The 15,494-nt window shown below is 74.0% G+C and carries 14 protein-coding genes; 9 read left to right on the top strand and 5 right to left on the bottom strand.

The genetic code is table 11. The features are described from left to right. Nucleotides 1-40 precede the first annotated feature (40 nt). Entirely contained in the window at nt 41-2,221 is a 2,181-nt protein-coding gene (locus MJ876_RS05505; protein WP_240235124.1) for an ATP-binding protein, read from the bottom strand. A 225-nt stretch (nt 2,222-2,446) separates the two neighbouring features. Here MJ876_RS05505 and MJ876_RS05500 point away from each other — a divergent pair, with 225 nt between their 5' ends. Genes MJ876_RS05500 through MJ876_RS05470 form a run of 7 tightly spaced genes read left to right on the top strand, consistent with a single transcriptional unit; the run spans nt 2,447 to nt 8,415 of the window. After that, nucleotides 2,447-3,967 carry a DHA2 family efflux MFS transporter permease subunit gene (locus MJ876_RS05500; protein WP_240235123.1) on the top strand — a complete coding sequence of 507 codons (1,521 nt, stop codon included), beginning with the start codon at nt 2,447-2,449 and terminating at the stop codon, nt 3,965-3,967. A 10-nt stretch (nt 3,968-3,977) separates the two neighbouring features. Continuing rightward, the gene (locus MJ876_RS05495; RefSeq protein ID WP_240235121.1) at nt 3,978-4,928 is read left to right on the top strand and encodes a glucosyl-3-phosphoglycerate synthase; all 951 of its coding nucleotides are present in this window, start codon (nt 3,978-3,980) and stop codon (nt 4,926-4,928) included. Then, nucleotides 4,925-5,785: a dihydropteroate synthase gene (gene folP / locus MJ876_RS05490; protein ID WP_240235119.1), complete on the top strand. Its 861-nt coding sequence runs from the start codon at nt 4,925-4,927 to the stop codon at nt 5,783-5,785. Before MJ876_RS05495 ends, folP begins: the two co-directional genes overlap by 4 nt. Beyond that, complete coding sequence (locus MJ876_RS05485) at nt 5,782-6,354, top strand: hypothetical protein (protein ID WP_240235118.1); 573 nt, start codon at nt 5,782-5,784, stop codon at nt 6,352-6,354. Before folP ends, MJ876_RS05485 begins: the two co-directional genes overlap by 4 nt. Nucleotides 6,355-6,370: 16 nt before the next feature. Then, on the top strand, nt 6,371-6,988 hold the full coding sequence (locus MJ876_RS05480) for a dihydrofolate reductase family protein (RefSeq protein ID WP_240235116.1): 618 nt from the start codon (nt 6,371-6,373) through the stop codon (nt 6,986-6,988). Continuing rightward, entirely contained in the window at nt 6,985-7,752 is a 768-nt protein-coding gene (locus MJ876_RS05475; RefSeq protein ID WP_240235114.1) for an enoyl-CoA hydratase-related protein, read from the top strand. The genes MJ876_RS05480 and MJ876_RS05475 overlap by 4 nt, the downstream gene beginning before the upstream one ends. Before the next feature lie 48 nt (nt 7,753-7,800). Next, nucleotides 7,801-8,415 (top strand): rhomboid family intramembrane serine protease, encoded by a 615-nt coding sequence (locus MJ876_RS05470; RefSeq protein WP_240235110.1) that lies wholly within the window; start codon nt 7,801-7,803, stop codon nt 8,413-8,415. A 107-nt stretch (nt 8,416-8,522) separates the two neighbouring features. Here the strand turns inward: MJ876_RS05470 and MJ876_RS05465 are convergent, their stop codons facing one another. The 4 genes from MJ876_RS05465 to MJ876_RS05450 form a co-directional block, all read right to left on the bottom strand. Continuing rightward, entirely contained in the window at nt 8,523-9,272 is a 750-nt protein-coding gene (locus MJ876_RS05465; protein WP_240235109.1) for a helical backbone metal receptor, read from the bottom strand. Further along, nucleotides 9,272-9,967: a histidine phosphatase family protein gene (locus MJ876_RS05460; RefSeq protein WP_240235107.1), complete on the bottom strand. Its 696-nt coding sequence runs from the start codon at nt 9,965-9,967 to the stop codon at nt 9,272-9,274. The genes MJ876_RS05465 and MJ876_RS05460 overlap by 1 nt, the downstream gene beginning before the upstream one ends. 112 nt (nt 9,968-10,079) lie before the next feature. Further along, complete coding sequence (gene icmF, locus MJ876_RS05455) at nt 10,080-13,280, bottom strand: fused isobutyryl-CoA mutase/GTPase IcmF (protein WP_240235105.1); 3,201 nt, start codon at nt 13,278-13,280, stop codon at nt 10,080-10,082. A 248-nt stretch (nt 13,281-13,528) separates the two neighbouring features. Continuing rightward, nucleotides 13,529-14,056 (bottom strand): MarR family winged helix-turn-helix transcriptional regulator, encoded by a 528-nt coding sequence (locus MJ876_RS05450; protein WP_240235103.1) that lies wholly within the window; start codon nt 14,054-14,056, stop codon nt 13,529-13,531. 105 nt (nt 14,057-14,161) lie between these two features. Here MJ876_RS05450 and MJ876_RS05445 point away from each other — a divergent pair, with 105 nt between their 5' ends. Beyond that, nucleotides 14,162-14,479, top strand: a complete 318-nt coding sequence (locus tag MJ876_RS05445) for a hypothetical protein (RefSeq protein WP_240235101.1) — start codon at nt 14,162-14,164, stop codon at nt 14,477-14,479. Further along, entirely contained in the window at nt 14,476-15,489 is a 1,014-nt protein-coding gene (locus MJ876_RS05440) for a hypothetical protein (RefSeq protein WP_240235100.1), read from the top strand. Before MJ876_RS05445 ends, MJ876_RS05440 begins: the two co-directional genes overlap by 4 nt. Nucleotides 15,490-15,494 lie beyond the last annotated feature (5 nt).

Below are 15,494 nucleotides of genomic sequence, written 5' to 3'. Positions count from 1 at the left end.
TGCCGGGTCGTCATGTCACTGGCGTGTGCACAGTCGATCCTCAGGCCTCGAGGTCGACCTCCGCGACGCGACGCGCGGTCGCACCCACGGGCAGAGTGAACCAGAACGTCGTCCCCACACCGACCGTGCTCTCCGCCCAGACGCGCCCGTCCATCTGCTCGATGAGGCCGCGGCTGATCGCGAGGCCCAGGCCGGTGCCGCCCTGGAGGCGGCTGTCAGAGGAGTCGACCTGGTGGAAGCGGTCGAAGATCCGCTCCAGCTGGTCGGCGGGGATCCCGCGGCCCTCGTCCCGGACCATGACGAGGATCTCGCCCCCGGACTCGGACGTCGAGACGTGCACCTGCTGACCCCGCGCAGAGAACTTCATGGCGTTTCCGACGAGGTTGGTCATGACCTGCACGAAACGGTCGCGGTCCACGAAGGCCACGCCATCGGCACGGTCGACGACGAGCTCGACGTCGTGCACGCGCGACAGACCGGACAGCTCGGCCTCGACGACCGTCAGCAGGTCGGAGCAGGCCTGGTCCTCGGACTGCAGGACCACCGTCCCGCTGGTCAGGCGCTCCATGTCGAGCATGTCGTTGATCAACCGGGCGAGGCGCTGGGAGCTGTCCTCGGCGAGCTTCGCGACCGTCGCCGCCCGCTCGGGAAGCAGACCGAGCGCGCCGCCGCTGAGCAGGCCCAGGCTGCCGCGAATGGAGGTCAGCGGGGTGCGCAGCTCGTGGCTGACCACGGAGAGGAACTCCTCCTTGATCTTCTCCATCTCGCGCCGCGCGGTGGCGTCACGGAAGACGACCACCGCGCCCCCGACCTCGCCGGTGGTCTCGTCGACCATCGGGCTGGCCGTGATCTCCACCGCGAGGTGGGACCCGTCGGCGCGGAGGTACTCGTCGTCCTCGGCGACCGTGAGGACGCCCTGCTCGATCGCCTCGGTGACGTAGCAGCCTGAGCGTGGGTACGGCGTCCCGTCCGGCCGCGGGGCGTGGAAGGCGTCGTGGGCGTGCTCGCCCGACGAGTGCTCCAGGTCGTCGAGCCCGAGCAGGCGGAGCCCGGAGGGGTTCATGAAGGTGACGCGGCCGTCCTGGTCCACGCCGTAGATGCCGTCGCCGACGCTGTCCAGCAGCACGTTGGTCTGTCGGACCATGCGACGCAGGTCGGTGGTCTGGTTGGCGACCTGCCGCTGGAGCCCGCGGCGGAGGGCCGCGTTCTCCCACCCGAGCAGGATCTGGCGGGAGGAGGCCGCGATGATCAGCACGAGCCAGAGCAGCGCCTGGCCGTTGCGGACCTCGGCGGGCACTGGCACCAGGACCTGGACGACGCCGGCGGACAGCAGGGCGACGTACACGACCGCGGTGTCGCGGACCTCGTGGCTGGCCGACATCAGGGGGACCTGCCGGTCGTCGGAGGCGTCCGGCGCCAGGATCGCGGCGGTCGCCAGGAGCCCGTAGCCGAGGATCCAGCCGAGGTCGGCGCCGCTGCCGAACGCGTAGCCGCCACGGGCGAACACCACCGCGTAGTGCAGGTCGCTCAGCACGTACGACACCGAGCCCGCCGCGATCAGCGCCATGACGGCGCGGTCCACCGAGCGGGCGCCCAGGAACAGGACGGTCGCCACGGTGCCCAGCAGGACGTCGAGCACCGGGATGAGCAGGGTGGTGGCCCGTGCCACGCCTGACTCCGGGCTGGCGGAGAGGATGTCGGAGAAGACCAGCGAGCTCGCGATCACCAGGACGGCGGCGACGGCCAGCACGCCGTCGAGCAGCACGGTGGCGAGGTCCCGACCGCGCCAGCGCGCCTGCGGCAGGCAGATCGCCCCCGTCGTCACCAGTGCCACGGCCAGCGCGAGCAACAGGTCGCCGACGACCTGCACCCCCGACCGTTCGTCCGCGGCCATGCCCGACTGCGCCAGCAGGTTGCCGGTGATGGCCACCAGCGCCGCGAGGGCGATCAGCTGCCATCCACGCTTGCGCAGGCCCTGAGAGCGCCGCGCGGTGAAGGTGCAGCTGACACCGACGGTGAGGCCCGCGGCGAGAAGGGCGAGCCCGGACACGCTGCTGCGCAGGTCGGCCGGGAGGGGGGAGAGCAGCACCGCGGCGGTGCCCCCGCACCCGGCCAGGATCACGGCCAGGCCGACGAGCCGCGCCCGACCGGGACGGATGCGTGTCGACTCCGCGGTCCGCTCACCGGGAGCCGGGGGAGCCACCGGGGAAGGGGCGGTCATGACGCCATTCTCGCGGCTCCGCAGCCCGCAGGGTAAAGAACGCCAAGACTGGATCGCTCCCAGTCCGCAGACGCCCCGGAACTGGCAACGGGCGAACTGTGGTCCTGACACGGAATAGCGTCGCGGGGGCGATGAGTTGGGCCCCCTGCGTCGGTCACCACCTCTCGACCGGCCGCGACCCCGAGCCGGCCACACGCCTGGACGACCCCCGGAAGGACCGCGCCGATGCCTGCGCCCAGCACCGACGAGACCCGTACGCCGCTCGACGCGGCGCCGCGGCTGACCCGTGAGCAGGTGCTGCTGCTCGGCAGCCTGCTGGTCGGGACCTTCGTGGTCATCCTCAACGAGACGACCATGAGCGTCGCCCTGCCGGTGCTCCAGAGCTCCTTCGGCGTCGGGGCCGCCACCGGTCAGTGGCTGACCACCGCCTTCCTGCTGACCATGGGCTCCGTCATCCCGCTGACCGGCTTCCTGATCCAGCGGATCCCGACGAGGACGCTGTTCCTCGTCGCCATGGGGCTCTTCGCCGCCGGCACCCTGCTCGCCGCCGTCGCCCCCGTCTTCGGGGTCCTGCTCCTCGCCCGGATCGTGCAGGCCAGCGGCACCGCGATCATGGTCCCGCTGCTCATGACCACCGTGATGGAGGTCGTCCCGGTCGCCCGCCGCGGCCAGATGATGGGCAACATCACCGTCGTCATCGCCGTGGCGCCGGCGCTCGGCCCGACGCTGTCCGGCCTGGTGCTCGACACCCTCGGCTGGCGCTGGATCTTCGGCGTCATGCTCCCGATCGCGCTGCTCGTGACCGCCCTCGGCGCCCGGTACGTCGTCCCGGTGGCCGAGTCGAAGCCGACACGGATCGACTTCGCGTCCGTGCCGCTCGCCGTCCTCGGGTTCGGCGCGCTGGTCTACGGGCTGTCCAGCATCGGCGAGTCCGCCGAGGGCGGGCACGCCGTGCCGGTCTGGCTGCCGTTCGTGGTCGGCGCCGTGGCGCTCGGCCTGTTCGTGTGGCGCCAGCTGCGGCTGCAGCGCGAGGACCGCGCCCTGCTGGACCTGCGCGTCTTCACCGCCCCGGGCTTCGCGATCGCCCTGGGCGCCTCGCTCATCGCGATGCTGACCATGCTCGGCACCTTCATCCTGGTGCCGTACTTCGCGCAGCAGGCGCTCGCGATGGACCCGCTGACGACCGGCCTGCTGACCCTGCCCGGCGGGCTGCTCATGGGCGCCCTGGGCCCGGTCGTCGGCCGCATCTACGACGCCCGCGGCCCGCGTGTCCTGCTGCTGCCCGGCTCGGTCCTCGTCGCCGGTGCTCTCTGGCTGATGAGCACCGTGACCGTCGACACCGGCTTCGCCACGCTCGCCGGCGTGTTCCTCATGCTCAGCGCCGGCCTGGCCACCCTGATGACGCCGCTGATGACCGTCGCGCTCGGCTCGGTGCCCGCGAGGCTCTACTCGCACGGCAGCGCCGTGCTGAGCACGCTGCAGCAGGTCGCCGGCGCGGCCGGGACGGCACTGTTCGTCACCGTCATGACCGTCGTCGCCACCCGCAGCCCGGGCGGCGTCGAGTCCGCCGAGGGCATCGCGGACGGCGTGTCCACCGCCTTCATGGTGGCCGGGTCGATCGCGCTGGTGCTCGTGCTCGCGGTGCCGTTCGTGAAGCGGCCCACCGAGGGCGGGGCCGCCCACGACGAGCATGCGGGGCAGCCTGTCCCACGGCACGACGACGAGCCCGTGACGGCCGCCACCTAAACTCTGGGCCATGACCACGTGGTTCGCGAGGCGTACCCACCGGTGGACGGACTATTCGCCGGAGGCCCTCGTGGCCGCGAAGGCCGGCCGGCGCGTGAGCGTCGTCGTCCCCGCCAAGGACGAGGCGGCCACCGTCGGGGACGTCGTCCGGCTGCTGCGTGAGCAGTGGGTCGAGCGGGTGCCGCTGGTCGACGAGGTGGTCGTCGTCGACTCCGACTCGGTCGACGACACCGCCGCCGCGGCGCGCGCCGCGGGCGCCGTCGTCCACGCGGCACGGGCGATCCGGCCCGACCTCGGCGGCCGCCCGGGCAAGGGCGAGGCGATCTGGAAGTCGCAGCTGGTCACCACCGGCGACCTCCTCGTCATGGTGGACGCCGACCTGACGGCGTGGGAGCCCGGCCTGGTGCCCGGGCTGCTCGGCCCGCTGCTCACCGACGACGCCGTCCAGCTCGTCAAGGGCTTCTACGACCGTCCCCTCACCGACCCGTCCGCCGCCGGGGGGCCTGCGGAGGGCGGACGGGTGACCGAGCTGGTCGCCCGGCCGCTGCTGGCGCTGCTCGCCCCGGAGCTGGCGGGCGTCGTCCAGCCGCTGGCGGGGGAGTGGGCGGTGCGGGCCGACCACCTCGCCTCGCTGCCGCTGCCCACCGGGTACGGCGTCGAGGTCGCCGTCCTGCTCGACACGGCGCGGGTCGCGGGGGTCGACGCGATCGCGCAGGTCGACCTGGGTGTGCGCGCCCACGCCCACCAGCCGTTGGCCGACCTCGGCGCGATGGCGACCCAGGTGATGGCGGCGGTGCACGCCCGCTGCCCGCGGGGGCCGCACCCGTCGCTGCCGACGGGGGTGACGTTGCGCCAGTTCGGTCGCGACGCCGACGGGGAGCCGCAGGCCCGGGACCGCGACGTCCTGCTCGACGAGCGCCCGCCCGCCGCAGGCGTGGCCGCCGAGGAGCGCGCCTCGTGACGCTACGGCTCGGCCGCCACCGCTTCGACGACGCGTCGCTGGTGATGGCCATCGTCAACCGGACCCCGGACTCCTTCTACGACCGCGGCGCCACCTGGGCCGAGGACAGCGCCTTCGACCGGGTCGCCCAGGTCGCCGACGAGGGCGCGGAGATCGTCGACATCGGCGGCGTGAAGGCCGCCCCGGGTGGGGTCGTCGACGAGGACGAGGAGCGGCGCCGCGTCGTCTCGTTCGTGGAGCGGGTGCGGACGGCGTACCCCCACCTCGTCATCAGCGTCGACACCTGGCGCGCCAGCGTCGGGGAGGCGGTGTGCGAGGCCGGCGCCGACGTCCTCAACGACGCCTGGGGCGGCGCGGACCCCGCACTCGTCGACGTCGCCGCCAAGTACGACGCCGCGGTCGTCTGCACCCACACCGGCGGCGTCACGCCCCGCACGCGCCCGCACCGGATCGCCTACGACGACGTGATGGCCGACGTGCTCGAGGCGACGTTGTCGTACGCCGACCGCGCGATCGCCGCCGGTGTCGCCCCCGAGTCGGTGGTCATCGACCCGGCCCACGACTTCGGCAAGAACACCGTCCACTCGCTCGAGGTGACCCGCCGGCTGCCCGAGATGGTGGCGACCGGCTACCCGGTGCTGGTGTCGCTGTCGAACAAGGACTTCGTCGGGGAGACCCTGGGCGTCGCTCTCGAGGAGCGCCTGACGGGCACGCTGGCCGCCACCGCGGTCTGCGCGATGGCCGGCGCGCGGATCTACCGCGTCCACGAGGTCGTCCCGACCCGCCAGACCCTCGACATGGTGGCGTCGATCCAGGGCCGACGCCCGCCGGCGCGGGCGATCCGGGGGCTCGCGTGACCCGCCCCGCCTCACCGATCCGGGTCGTCGTCGTCCCGTCGGCGCCCGCCCTGCTGCCCGAGCACGCCGGCCTCACCGACCCCGTCGCCGAGGTCCGCGCCGCCGCGCTCGACGCCTGCCGGTGGCTCGCCGCCGCCCAGGCGCCCGTCGTCGTGCTCGGTGCCGACGACCTCGCGCTACGGGTCGGGCGCCACCTGCTGTCCACCACGCACACCGGACCGGTGCAGGCGCTCGCCCTGCCGGACACCCCCGCCGCCGGTGAGCTCGACGCGCTGCTGGTCGTCGCCGACGGCACGGCCCGCCGCAGCGAGAAGGCCCCGGGACACCTCGACGAGCGTGCCGCGCCGTACGACGAGGCCATCGGCCGCGCCCTGGCCGACGGCGACTTCGCGGCCCTGGCCGCGCTCGACCTGGGCCTCGGCGCCGAGCTCCTCGCCGCGGGCGCGCCCACCCTCGCGGCCCTGGGGGGACTGCTGGGGGGCCGGACGGTCGGCGAGGCGCGGACGACGTACGCCGACGACCCCTACGGCGTCGCCTACTGGGTGACCCGGTGGACCGTGTCGCCGTAGGGCAGGCTGGGGCCCCGTGAGGATCCTGATCGGACCCGACGACGCCTCTCTCGACCGCGAGGACGTGGACGACGACGCGCTCGCCCGGCTCTACGCCCCGCCCCGGCCCGACTGGTGGCGCGCCTCGATGGTCGCCACCACGGACGGCGCCGCGAGCGGTCCCGACGGGCTGTCCGGGTCGATCAACAACGCCCCCGACGGCCGGGTCTTCGCCGCCCTGCGGGCCCACGCCGATGCGATCGTGGTCGGCGCCGGCACGGTCCGCGCCGAGGAGTACGGCCCGGCCGACGTCCCCATCGTCTGCCTGACGCGCGGCGCCGAGGTCCCGCCGTCCCTGGCCGACGCCCCGGACGGGACGGTCCTGCTGCGCTCGATGGACGACCCCGCCGCGCTGCGCGCCGAGCTCTCCGAGCGGGGCCTGATGTCGGTGACCGTCGAGGGCGGCCCGAGCGTCCTCGCCACCCTGCTCGCCGCGGGCGTCGTGGACGAGCTGTGCCTGACGACCGTGCCACGCCTGCTCGGCGGCGACGCCGGACGGATCACCGCGGGCACCGACGTCGACCTCGCTCTCTCGCCCACGCTGCTGCTCGAGCACGACGGCACCCTGCTGGGCCGCTGGGAGGTGCGGCGGTGAGCGACCTCGAGGTCGTCCGCGACGGCGCCGTCGTCCGGGTGCTGCTCAACCGGCCGGCACGCCACAACGCGCTGACGAAGGCGATGTACGCCGAGCTGGCCGACCTCGTCTCCGGCCTGCGCGACGACGACTCGGTGGCGGTGCTGGTGCTGCGCGGGGCCGGCGGACGCGCCTTCGCCGCCGGCAACGAGATCGCCGACTTCGCCGCGGACGACGCCGACCCCGTCGCCCACGAGGCCGGCATCCGCGCCCTGCTGCGCGGGCTCGCGGAGCTGTCGCAGGTCACCGTCGCGGCGGTGGAGGGCGTCTGCGTCGGAGGTGGCCTCGCGATCGCCACCCACTGCGACCTGCGCCTCGCGACGGAGGGCTCCCGATTCGGCTACCCGATCGCGCGGACGCTCGGCAACGTCCTGCCCGCCGCCGTCCTCTACCGCTGCGTGGCGGTCTTCGGGGAGTCGCTGACCCGCGAGATGCTCCTCGCCTCCCGCCTGGTCGGCGCCGACCGTGCGCACGCCGTCGGCGCCGTGATGGACGTCGTCCCCGCCGAGAACCTGTCGGCCGCGGTCGACGACCTCGTGGGCGGCGTCCTGCGGGCATCCGGGGTCACCCTGCGCGCGACGAAGGCGCAGCTGCTGGCCCGCGCCGACGGCGTCGAGCGCCCGCCCGCCGACGACGACCTCCGCCTCGCCGAGGTCTACGGAGGGCCCGACTTCGCCGAGGGCGTGCGGGCCTTCCTCGCGAAGGAGAAGCCACGCTTCGCCTGAGACGCATGCGGGCTCCCGGGTGGGGGCCGCCCTGGCATCCTTGCTGACATGGCGAACCGCACCCCGATGCGCACCCCCGAGCGGAGCACGTGGCTGACCGCGCTGGTCTGGTCGGGCGGGTTCGTCGGGCTGCTGTGGGTGCTGGAGATCCTCGACCAGGTGCTGTTCCGCCAGCGCCTCGACGGCTACGGCATCCGCCCGCTCGACACCGGCGAGGGCCTCACCGGGATCGTCTTCGCCCCGCTGCTGCACGGCGGCTTCGGTCACCTGGTCGCCAACTCGGTCCCCCTGCTGGTGCTCGGGTTCCTCATCCTGCTGTCCGGCGTCGGTCGCTGGCTCGCCGTCACCGCGATCGTCTGGATCGTCGCCGGCCTCGGCACCTGGTTGCTCGGCGGCCTCGGGACCCTGCACCTCGGGGCCTCCAGCCTCGTGTTCGGTTGGCTCGTCTACCTCATCGTGCGCGGCTTCTTCTCCCGCCGGCCGGGGCAGATCGCGCTCGGCGTCGTCGTCCTGCTCGTCTACGGCGGTGCGTTGTGGGGCGTGCTGCCCGGCCAGCCCGGCATCTCCTGGCAGGGACACCTGTTCGGCGCGGTCGGCGGGGCGCTCGCGGCGTACCTGCTCTCCCGCGACGACGCGACGAAGCGGCTGAGCCCGGCTCCCTGACGCTGGGTGCACGGAGGACAGGAGAGATTCGTCCGACCGGGCACTCAGCGGGGTCCCCGAGCGCATCTCTCCTGTCCTCCGCGCCGCCGCCGGCGTAGCGGAGGTCGCTAGCCCCCGCGCAGTCCGAAGACCTCGGCGGCCTCCACGAGCGACGGCCCGTACCAGGTCAGCAGCCGCCCCGAGACCAGCTCGGTGGGGGTGCGGGTGAAGGCCTCGGGACCGTCGGACGCGGTGAAGACGTACGGCTCGTCCGGCAGCAGGACGACGTCCGCGCCGGCCGCGTCGATCTGCTCGAGGTCGACCGCGGGGTAGCGCTCGGCGTGGTCGCCGAAGACGTTCTCCAGGCCGGCACGGGCGAGCAGGTCGCCGGTGAAGGTGCGGGAGCCGACGACCATCCAGGGGTCGCGCCAGATGGGCAGGGCGACGCGGCGACGTGCGGGCGGAACCTCGCCGCACCAGAGCTCGCGGGCCCGGACGAGCCAGTCCGGCACGTCGAGGCCGAGCGGCTCGGTGAGCAGCCGCGCCATCGCGTCCACGGCCTGGGGCACGGTCTCGATGTCGGTCACCCACACGGCGACGCCGCTCTCGCGCAGGCGACGCACGTCGAGCTCGCGGTTCTCCTCCTTGTTGGCGACGACCAGGTCGGGGGAGAGGTCACGGATCGCGGCGAGGTCGGGGTTCTTGGTGCCCCGGACCCGTCGTACGCCGCGTTGCTCGAGGTCGTCGGGGCGGGTGCACCAGTCGGTGGCGCCGACGAGGAGACCGGTGTCGGCGAGCGCCTCGGTCAAGGACGGGACGAGCGAGACGACCCGGCGGACAGGACCGTCGGGGACCTCGGCACCGAGGTCGTCGCGCATCAGTCGATGTCGCCGGTGGGGTCCGGGGTGGTGTCGTGGTCGGAGACCGCCTCGCCGCCGGCGGGGGCGAGGTGGTGCTCCACGAGCCGCCAGCGACGCTCACCGGCGGCGGCGCCGGCCGGGAGGTCGAGGACGAAGCGGCCGGTGTTCTCGATCCGCTCCTCGAGCGGAGGCATGACCGCGTCGTCGGCCTCGTCGACCCGCAGGTGGGTCCACAGACGGATGGCGGCGCCGTGGCTCACGACCGCGACGTGGGAGCCGTCCGGGGCGGCGTCCATGACGGAGCCGATCGCGGCGTCGTAGCGGGCGAGGAACTCGTGGCCGGTCTCGCTGCCGGTGACCTTGGCCTCGAGGTCGCCCTTGAACCAGGCGACCAGCGTGTGGTGCCACTCCGTGACGGCCTCCTCGTCGGACCGCATCTCGAGGTCACCCGCCGAGATCTCCTCGAGGTCCGGCGTCACCGCGGCCTCGAGGCCCCGCGCCGTCGCGAGCGGCGCAGCGGTCTGCTGCGTGCGCACGAGCCGGGAGACGTGCAGCCGGTCGATCCGCGCGTCGGCGAGGGCCGCGGGCAGCGCCTCCGCCTGGCGGACGCCGAGCGGGGTCAGGTCCGCGCCCGGGATCGCGGTGTCGAGCGAGCCCGACACGTTGCTGAAGGTCTGGCCGTGCCGGATGAGGAGGAGTCGTGAGGCGGCCACGGGCCGACGGTACCGAGGGGGAGTGCGTCCGACCGAACCGCCGCGGTCGGGGCGACCGTCCGTCTCACCCGGTCTCGACCCGCGGTCGCGACCTCCCTCGTCGGTCGCGGGGTCAGACGTTCCTCCGGTACTGGCCGCCCACCTCGAAGAACGCGTCGGTGGTCTGCTGCAGGGTGCAGACGCGGGCGGCGTCCATGAGGGCGGCGAAGACGTTGTCGCCGTCGCGGGCGGCGGCCTTCAGGCGGTCGAGGGCGAGGTTCGCCTCCTCGGCGTGGTCGCGCCGGAAGTCGGTGACCCGCTGCAGCTGGCCCTCCTTCTCCGACTCGGTCGCGCGGGCGAGCTCGACGTGCTGGGGGGTCGCGTCGTCCGGGCCGTCGGGCTTGAGGAACGTGTTGACGCCGATGATGGGCAGCGAGCCGTCGTGCTTGCGGTGCTCGTAGAGCATCGACTCGTCCTGGATGCGGCCGCGCTGGTAGCCGGTCTCCATCGCGCCGAGCACGCCGCCGCGCTCGTTGATGGCCTCGAACTCCCGCAGCACCGCCTCCTCGACGAGGTCGGTGAGCTCGTCGATCACGAAGGAGCCCTGGAGCGGGTTCTCGTTCATCGCGAGGCCCCACTCCTTGTTGATGATCATCTGGATCGCCAGGGCCCGGCGCACGGACTCGGTGGACGGCGTGGTGACGGCCTCGTCGTACGCGTTGGTGTGGAGGCTGTTGGCGTTGTCGTAGATCGCGATGAGCGCCTGCAGCGTGGTGCGGATGTCGTTGAAGTCCATCTCCTGCGCGTGCAGGGACCGGCCCGAGGTCTGCACGTGGTACTTCAGCTTCTGCGACCGCTCGCCGGCGCCGTACACGTCGCGCATCGCGACCGCCCAGATGCGGCGGGCGACGCGGCCGATGACGGAGTACTCGGGGTCCATCCCGTTGGAGAAGAAGAAGGACAGGTTGGGCGCGAAGTCGTCGATCGCCATGCCGCGGGCGAGGTAGGCCTCGACGTAGGTGAAGCCGTTGGCGAGGGTGAACGCGAGCTGGCTGATGGGGTTCGCCCCGGCCTCGGCGATGTGGTAGCCGGAGATCGAGACCGAGTAGAAGTTGCGGACCCTGTGCTCGATGAACCACTCCTGGATGTCGGCCATCATCCGCAGGCTGAACTCGGTGGAGAACAAGCAGGTGTTCTGGCCCTGGTCCTCCTTGAGGATGTCGGCCTGCACCGTGCCGCGCACCGTCGCCAGCGCGGTGGCCGCGTCGACGCCGCGCTCGGCGGCCTGGTCGAGGACCGTGTTGAGGAAGAACGCGAGCACGCACGGCGCGGGGCCGTTGATGGTCATCGACACCGAGGTGGACGGCGCCAGCAGGTCGAAGCCGTCGTACAGCACCTTCATGTCGTCGAGCGTCGCCACCGAGACGCCGGACGTGCCGACCTTGCCGTAGACGTCGGGGCGGGGGTCGGGGTCGCGGCCGTAGAGCGTCACCGAGTCGAACGCCGTCGACAGGCGCGTGGCCTCGTTGCCCTCGGAGAGGAGCTTGAAGCGCCGATTCGTGCGGAACGGGTCGCCCTCGCCGGCGAACATGCGCGCCGGGTCCTCGCCGTCCCGCTTGAAGGGGAAGACGCCGGCGGTGAAGGGGAAGGCGCCGGGGAGGTTCTCGCGCCGCCAGAAGCGGACCAGCTCGCCGTGGTCGTCGTACCTCGGGAGGCTGACGCGGCGCACCTTCGTGCCGCTCAGCGACTCCCGGGTCAGGGCGTAGCGGATCTCCTTGTCGCGGATCGTGACGACCTGCTCCTCACCGGAGTAGGCCTCGACGACGGCGGGCCAGCCCTCGATCTGCTCGGCGAGGTCGCGGGGCAGGTCGCGCTCGGCCTCCTCGGCGCGGCGGGCGACCTCGGTGCGGGCCTCCGTGCCGTCCTCGAGCTCGTCGGCGACCAGGGCCAGCCGCTGGGCGCGCTGCGCCATCTCCGCGAGGCGCTCGGTCTCGGCGTGGTGGCCGCGGACGGCGTCCGCGACCTCGGCCAGGTACGTCGCCCGGTCGTTGGGCAGCACCTGGCGGATGCCGGAGGAGTGCTTGACGTCGACCCGCGGGAGGACGCCGTCCTCGGCGTGCAGGCCGTGCTCGACGAGCATCGGGAGCAGGTGCTGGTAGAGCGAGGTGACCCCGTCGTCGTCGAAGCTGGCGGCGGAGGTGCCGAAGACGGGCATGTCCTCCGGCTTCTTCCCGAAGGCCTCGCGGTTGCGGACGAGCTGCCGGCCGACGTCGCGCAGCGCGTCCTCGGCGCCGCGACGCTCGAACTTGTTGATGACGACGACGTCGGCGAAGTCCAGCATGTCGATCTTCTCGAGCTGGCTGGCGGCGCCGAACTCGGGCGTCATGACGTACATCGAGACGTCGACGAACGGCACGATCGCCGCGTCGCCCTGGCCGATGCCGGGGGTCTCGACGACGACGAGGTCGTAGCCGGCGGCCTTCAGCAGGGTGATCACGTCGGGCAGGCAGTCGGGCAGCTCGTGGGCGCCGCGGGTGGCCAGCGAGCGGAAGTAGACGCGGTCGCCGTCCAGGGAGTTCATGCGGATGCGGTCGCCCAGCAGCGCCCCGCCGCCCTTGCGGCGGGTGGGGTCGACGGCGAGGACGGCGACACGCAGCTTGTCCTGCTGGTCGACGCGGACCCGGCGGACGAGCTCGTCGGTCAGCGAGGACTTGCCCGAGCCGCCGGTACCGGTCAGGCCCAGCGTCGGCACCGTGCGGCGCTCCGCGGCCTCGGTGGCGCGGCGCAGGACCTCGTCGTCCAGTCGGCCGAGCTCCGCGGCGGTGATGGCGCGGGCCAGTGCGGTGCGGTCGCCGGAGACGAGCGCGTCGGCGTCCGGGGCGCCGACCCCGAGGAGGTCGACGTCGCAGGCGCGGACGACCTGGTCGATCATCCCGACGAGGCCGAGGCGCTGGCCGTCCTCGGGGCTGAAGATCGTCACGCCGGCCTCGCGCAGCCGGGCGATCTCGTCGGCGACGATCACGCCGCCGCCCCCGCCGACGATCTGGACGTGGCCCAGGCCCTTCTCCTGCAGGGACTCGGCGAGGTAGGTGAAGTACTCGACGTGCCCGCCCTGGTACGACGACACGGCGACGCCCTGCACGTCCTCCTCGAGCGCCGCGTCGACGACGTCCTTGACCGACCGGTTGTGCCCGAGGTGCACGACCTCGCAGCCGCGGGTCTGAAAGATCCGCCGCATGATGTTGATCGAGGCGTCGTGCCCGTCGAACAGCGCCGAGGCCGTCACCAGGCGGACGGGGTTCTCGGGCTTGTGCAGGCTCTGCTCGTCGGTCATCGAGGCCTCTTCTCAGATACTTGGACGTCCAACTATCTCATGGTAGTGGCCTGGGTCACCGAACTCCACCGCGCGATCCACAGGCAGTGAGGTGCTCCCGGGTAGTCCCCTGAGGAACGGTCGCCCGCGGGCCCGCTGGGCGACAGGAGGTCAGGGGACTACCCGGGTGACCGCGCCGGACCTGTGGACGACGGGGTGGCGCGTGACGGGGCGTCCGGGCCGGGCGCCCTGCCGACACCCCGCGTGGGTCAGGACGACGTGTCCACCTCGTCGCCCGCCCCGGCGCGCAGCCGCCGGAGCAGGCCGGTGAGCTGCGCGACCTCGGCGGGCGGGAGGCCGGGGTCCTCGAAGAGCGCGTTCAGCCCGAGGGTGGCCCGCTGGGCGGCGGCGCGGCCGTCGTCGGTGAGCACGGCGAGCTTGACGCGGCGGTCGGCGGGCCCGGGCTCGCGCCGGACGAACCCCTGGCGCTCGAGACGGTCCACCGCGCTCGTCACGGACGCCGGGTGGACCTGCAGGAACGAGCCGAGCCGTGTCATCGGCATCCGGCCGGCCGACGAGAACGACAGCAGCTGCAGCACCTCGTAGCGCGCGAAGGTCAGGTCGAGCGGCCGCAGCACGGCGTCGATGCGCTCGGTCACGAGCTGCAGGGCACGGACCAGCGAGGTCACCATCGCCATCCCGTCGGCGGCGTCCGCCCACCCGTGGGCGACCCACTGGCGGTGGGCCTCGCGGATGGGGTCCCCGGTGCGCTCGCTGCCGGGCTCGCCGCCGTCCATGACGGTCAACGTACGACGGGGAGCCCTCTCGTGGTGACGGGACCGCGGCAGGCCGCCTGTGGAGAGACGTTTGCGGGCCCCGCCGACGCCGAGGACCGTGGACGCATGGAGATCGCACCGCCCCCGGGCAGCCCCACGATCCGGCTCGCCGACCCCGTCGTGGACGCCGTGGCGCGGGCCCACGACGCCGCGGCCCGGAGGCTCGACGTCCCCGCCCGGGGGGCGCGACCCGCGGTGGACGCCGGGCCGGCCACCGGGGCCGTCGAGGCGCTGCTCGACTCCCTCGCCGCGACCTGCGGCGAGCTCGGCACGGTGAACCGGATGCTCGCCGAGGGCGTCCGCGACGCGGCCCGGGGGATGGGGGCCGCCGACGACCGTGTGGCCGGCACCTTCGCCCACGCCGCCGGCGCGGTGGCTCCGTGAGCAGCTTCGACACCGCGGTGGACGGCGACCCGGTCTCGCTGCGCGACTGCGCCCGCTGGCTGCGCGGCACGCTGCGGACCGATCTCGGTGACGCCGCCGCGCGACAGGCGGAGGCTCGCCGCGACGCCGCCGCGGGGTGGGAGGGAGTCTCCTGCGAGGCGTACCGCGACGTCGGTGCCGTCGCCCTCGCCGCCACCGACGCCCACGCCGCACGGGTCGGCAGGGCCGCCGACGACGTCGACGCGGTCGCCGACCGGATGGACGACCTGCGCGACACCATGCGGGGGATCCGGGCCGAGGCGCGCGGGGCGGGGCTGCTGGTCACGGACCGACGCGTCACGCTCCCGGTCGACGTCGGCCCGGACGGCGTCCGGGGTGTGCTGCCGGACCCGTCCGGCGACCCGAGCCCCACGGTGCGGCGAGCGACGTACGAGCGGCTCGAGCGGAGGGCGGACGCCGCGCGGAACCGGAGCGAGGACTGGATCACGTCCCACCTCGCGCGGGCGGGCGAGCGGGCGGCGGAGGGGGACGTCGAGGTGCTGCGTCGTCGTCTCGGAGGCCCGGCCCCGGGCCGAGCGGTCCCCGAGCCGGGGGGTGTCGAGGTCCCGGTGCTCGGCGACGTGGACTCCCCCGGGGGTGGTGCCGGGGCAGGTGCCGGGGCAGGTGCCGGGGGCGGGACCCTGGCGGGACCGGGGGGAGGCGCGGGCGGGAGCGGCGGCGTCGGGGCGGGGGGCGGGCACGGCCCGGGCGGCCCGGCTCGCTGGGGCGAGGGGGAGCCCCGCTGGGTGCCGGGGCCGGGAGCCCCGCCGACGCCGCACCCACCCCGGGGCCGGCCACGCTGGGTGGAGGAGCCGGGCCGGCCCCGGTGGGAGGACCCGCTGCTGCGCGAGCCCGGCGAGGTCCCGGTCGCCGAGCCCGGACGGCGGCTCCCGTGGGCCGAGCCGGGCGAGCGGCCGGCCGGGGGGCCGGGGGAGCGTCCGGTCGCGGAGCCGGGACGCCGTCCGGACTGACCGGT

The sequence above is a fragment of the Nocardioides sp. CFH 31398 genome (assembly GCF_022436705.1).
Taxonomy (GTDB): Bacteria; Actinomycetota; Actinomycetes; order Propionibacteriales; family Nocardioidaceae; genus Nocardioides.
Note: the sequence above shows the minus strand (reverse complement) of the source record. Positions and strands in the feature narration are given on the sequence as shown.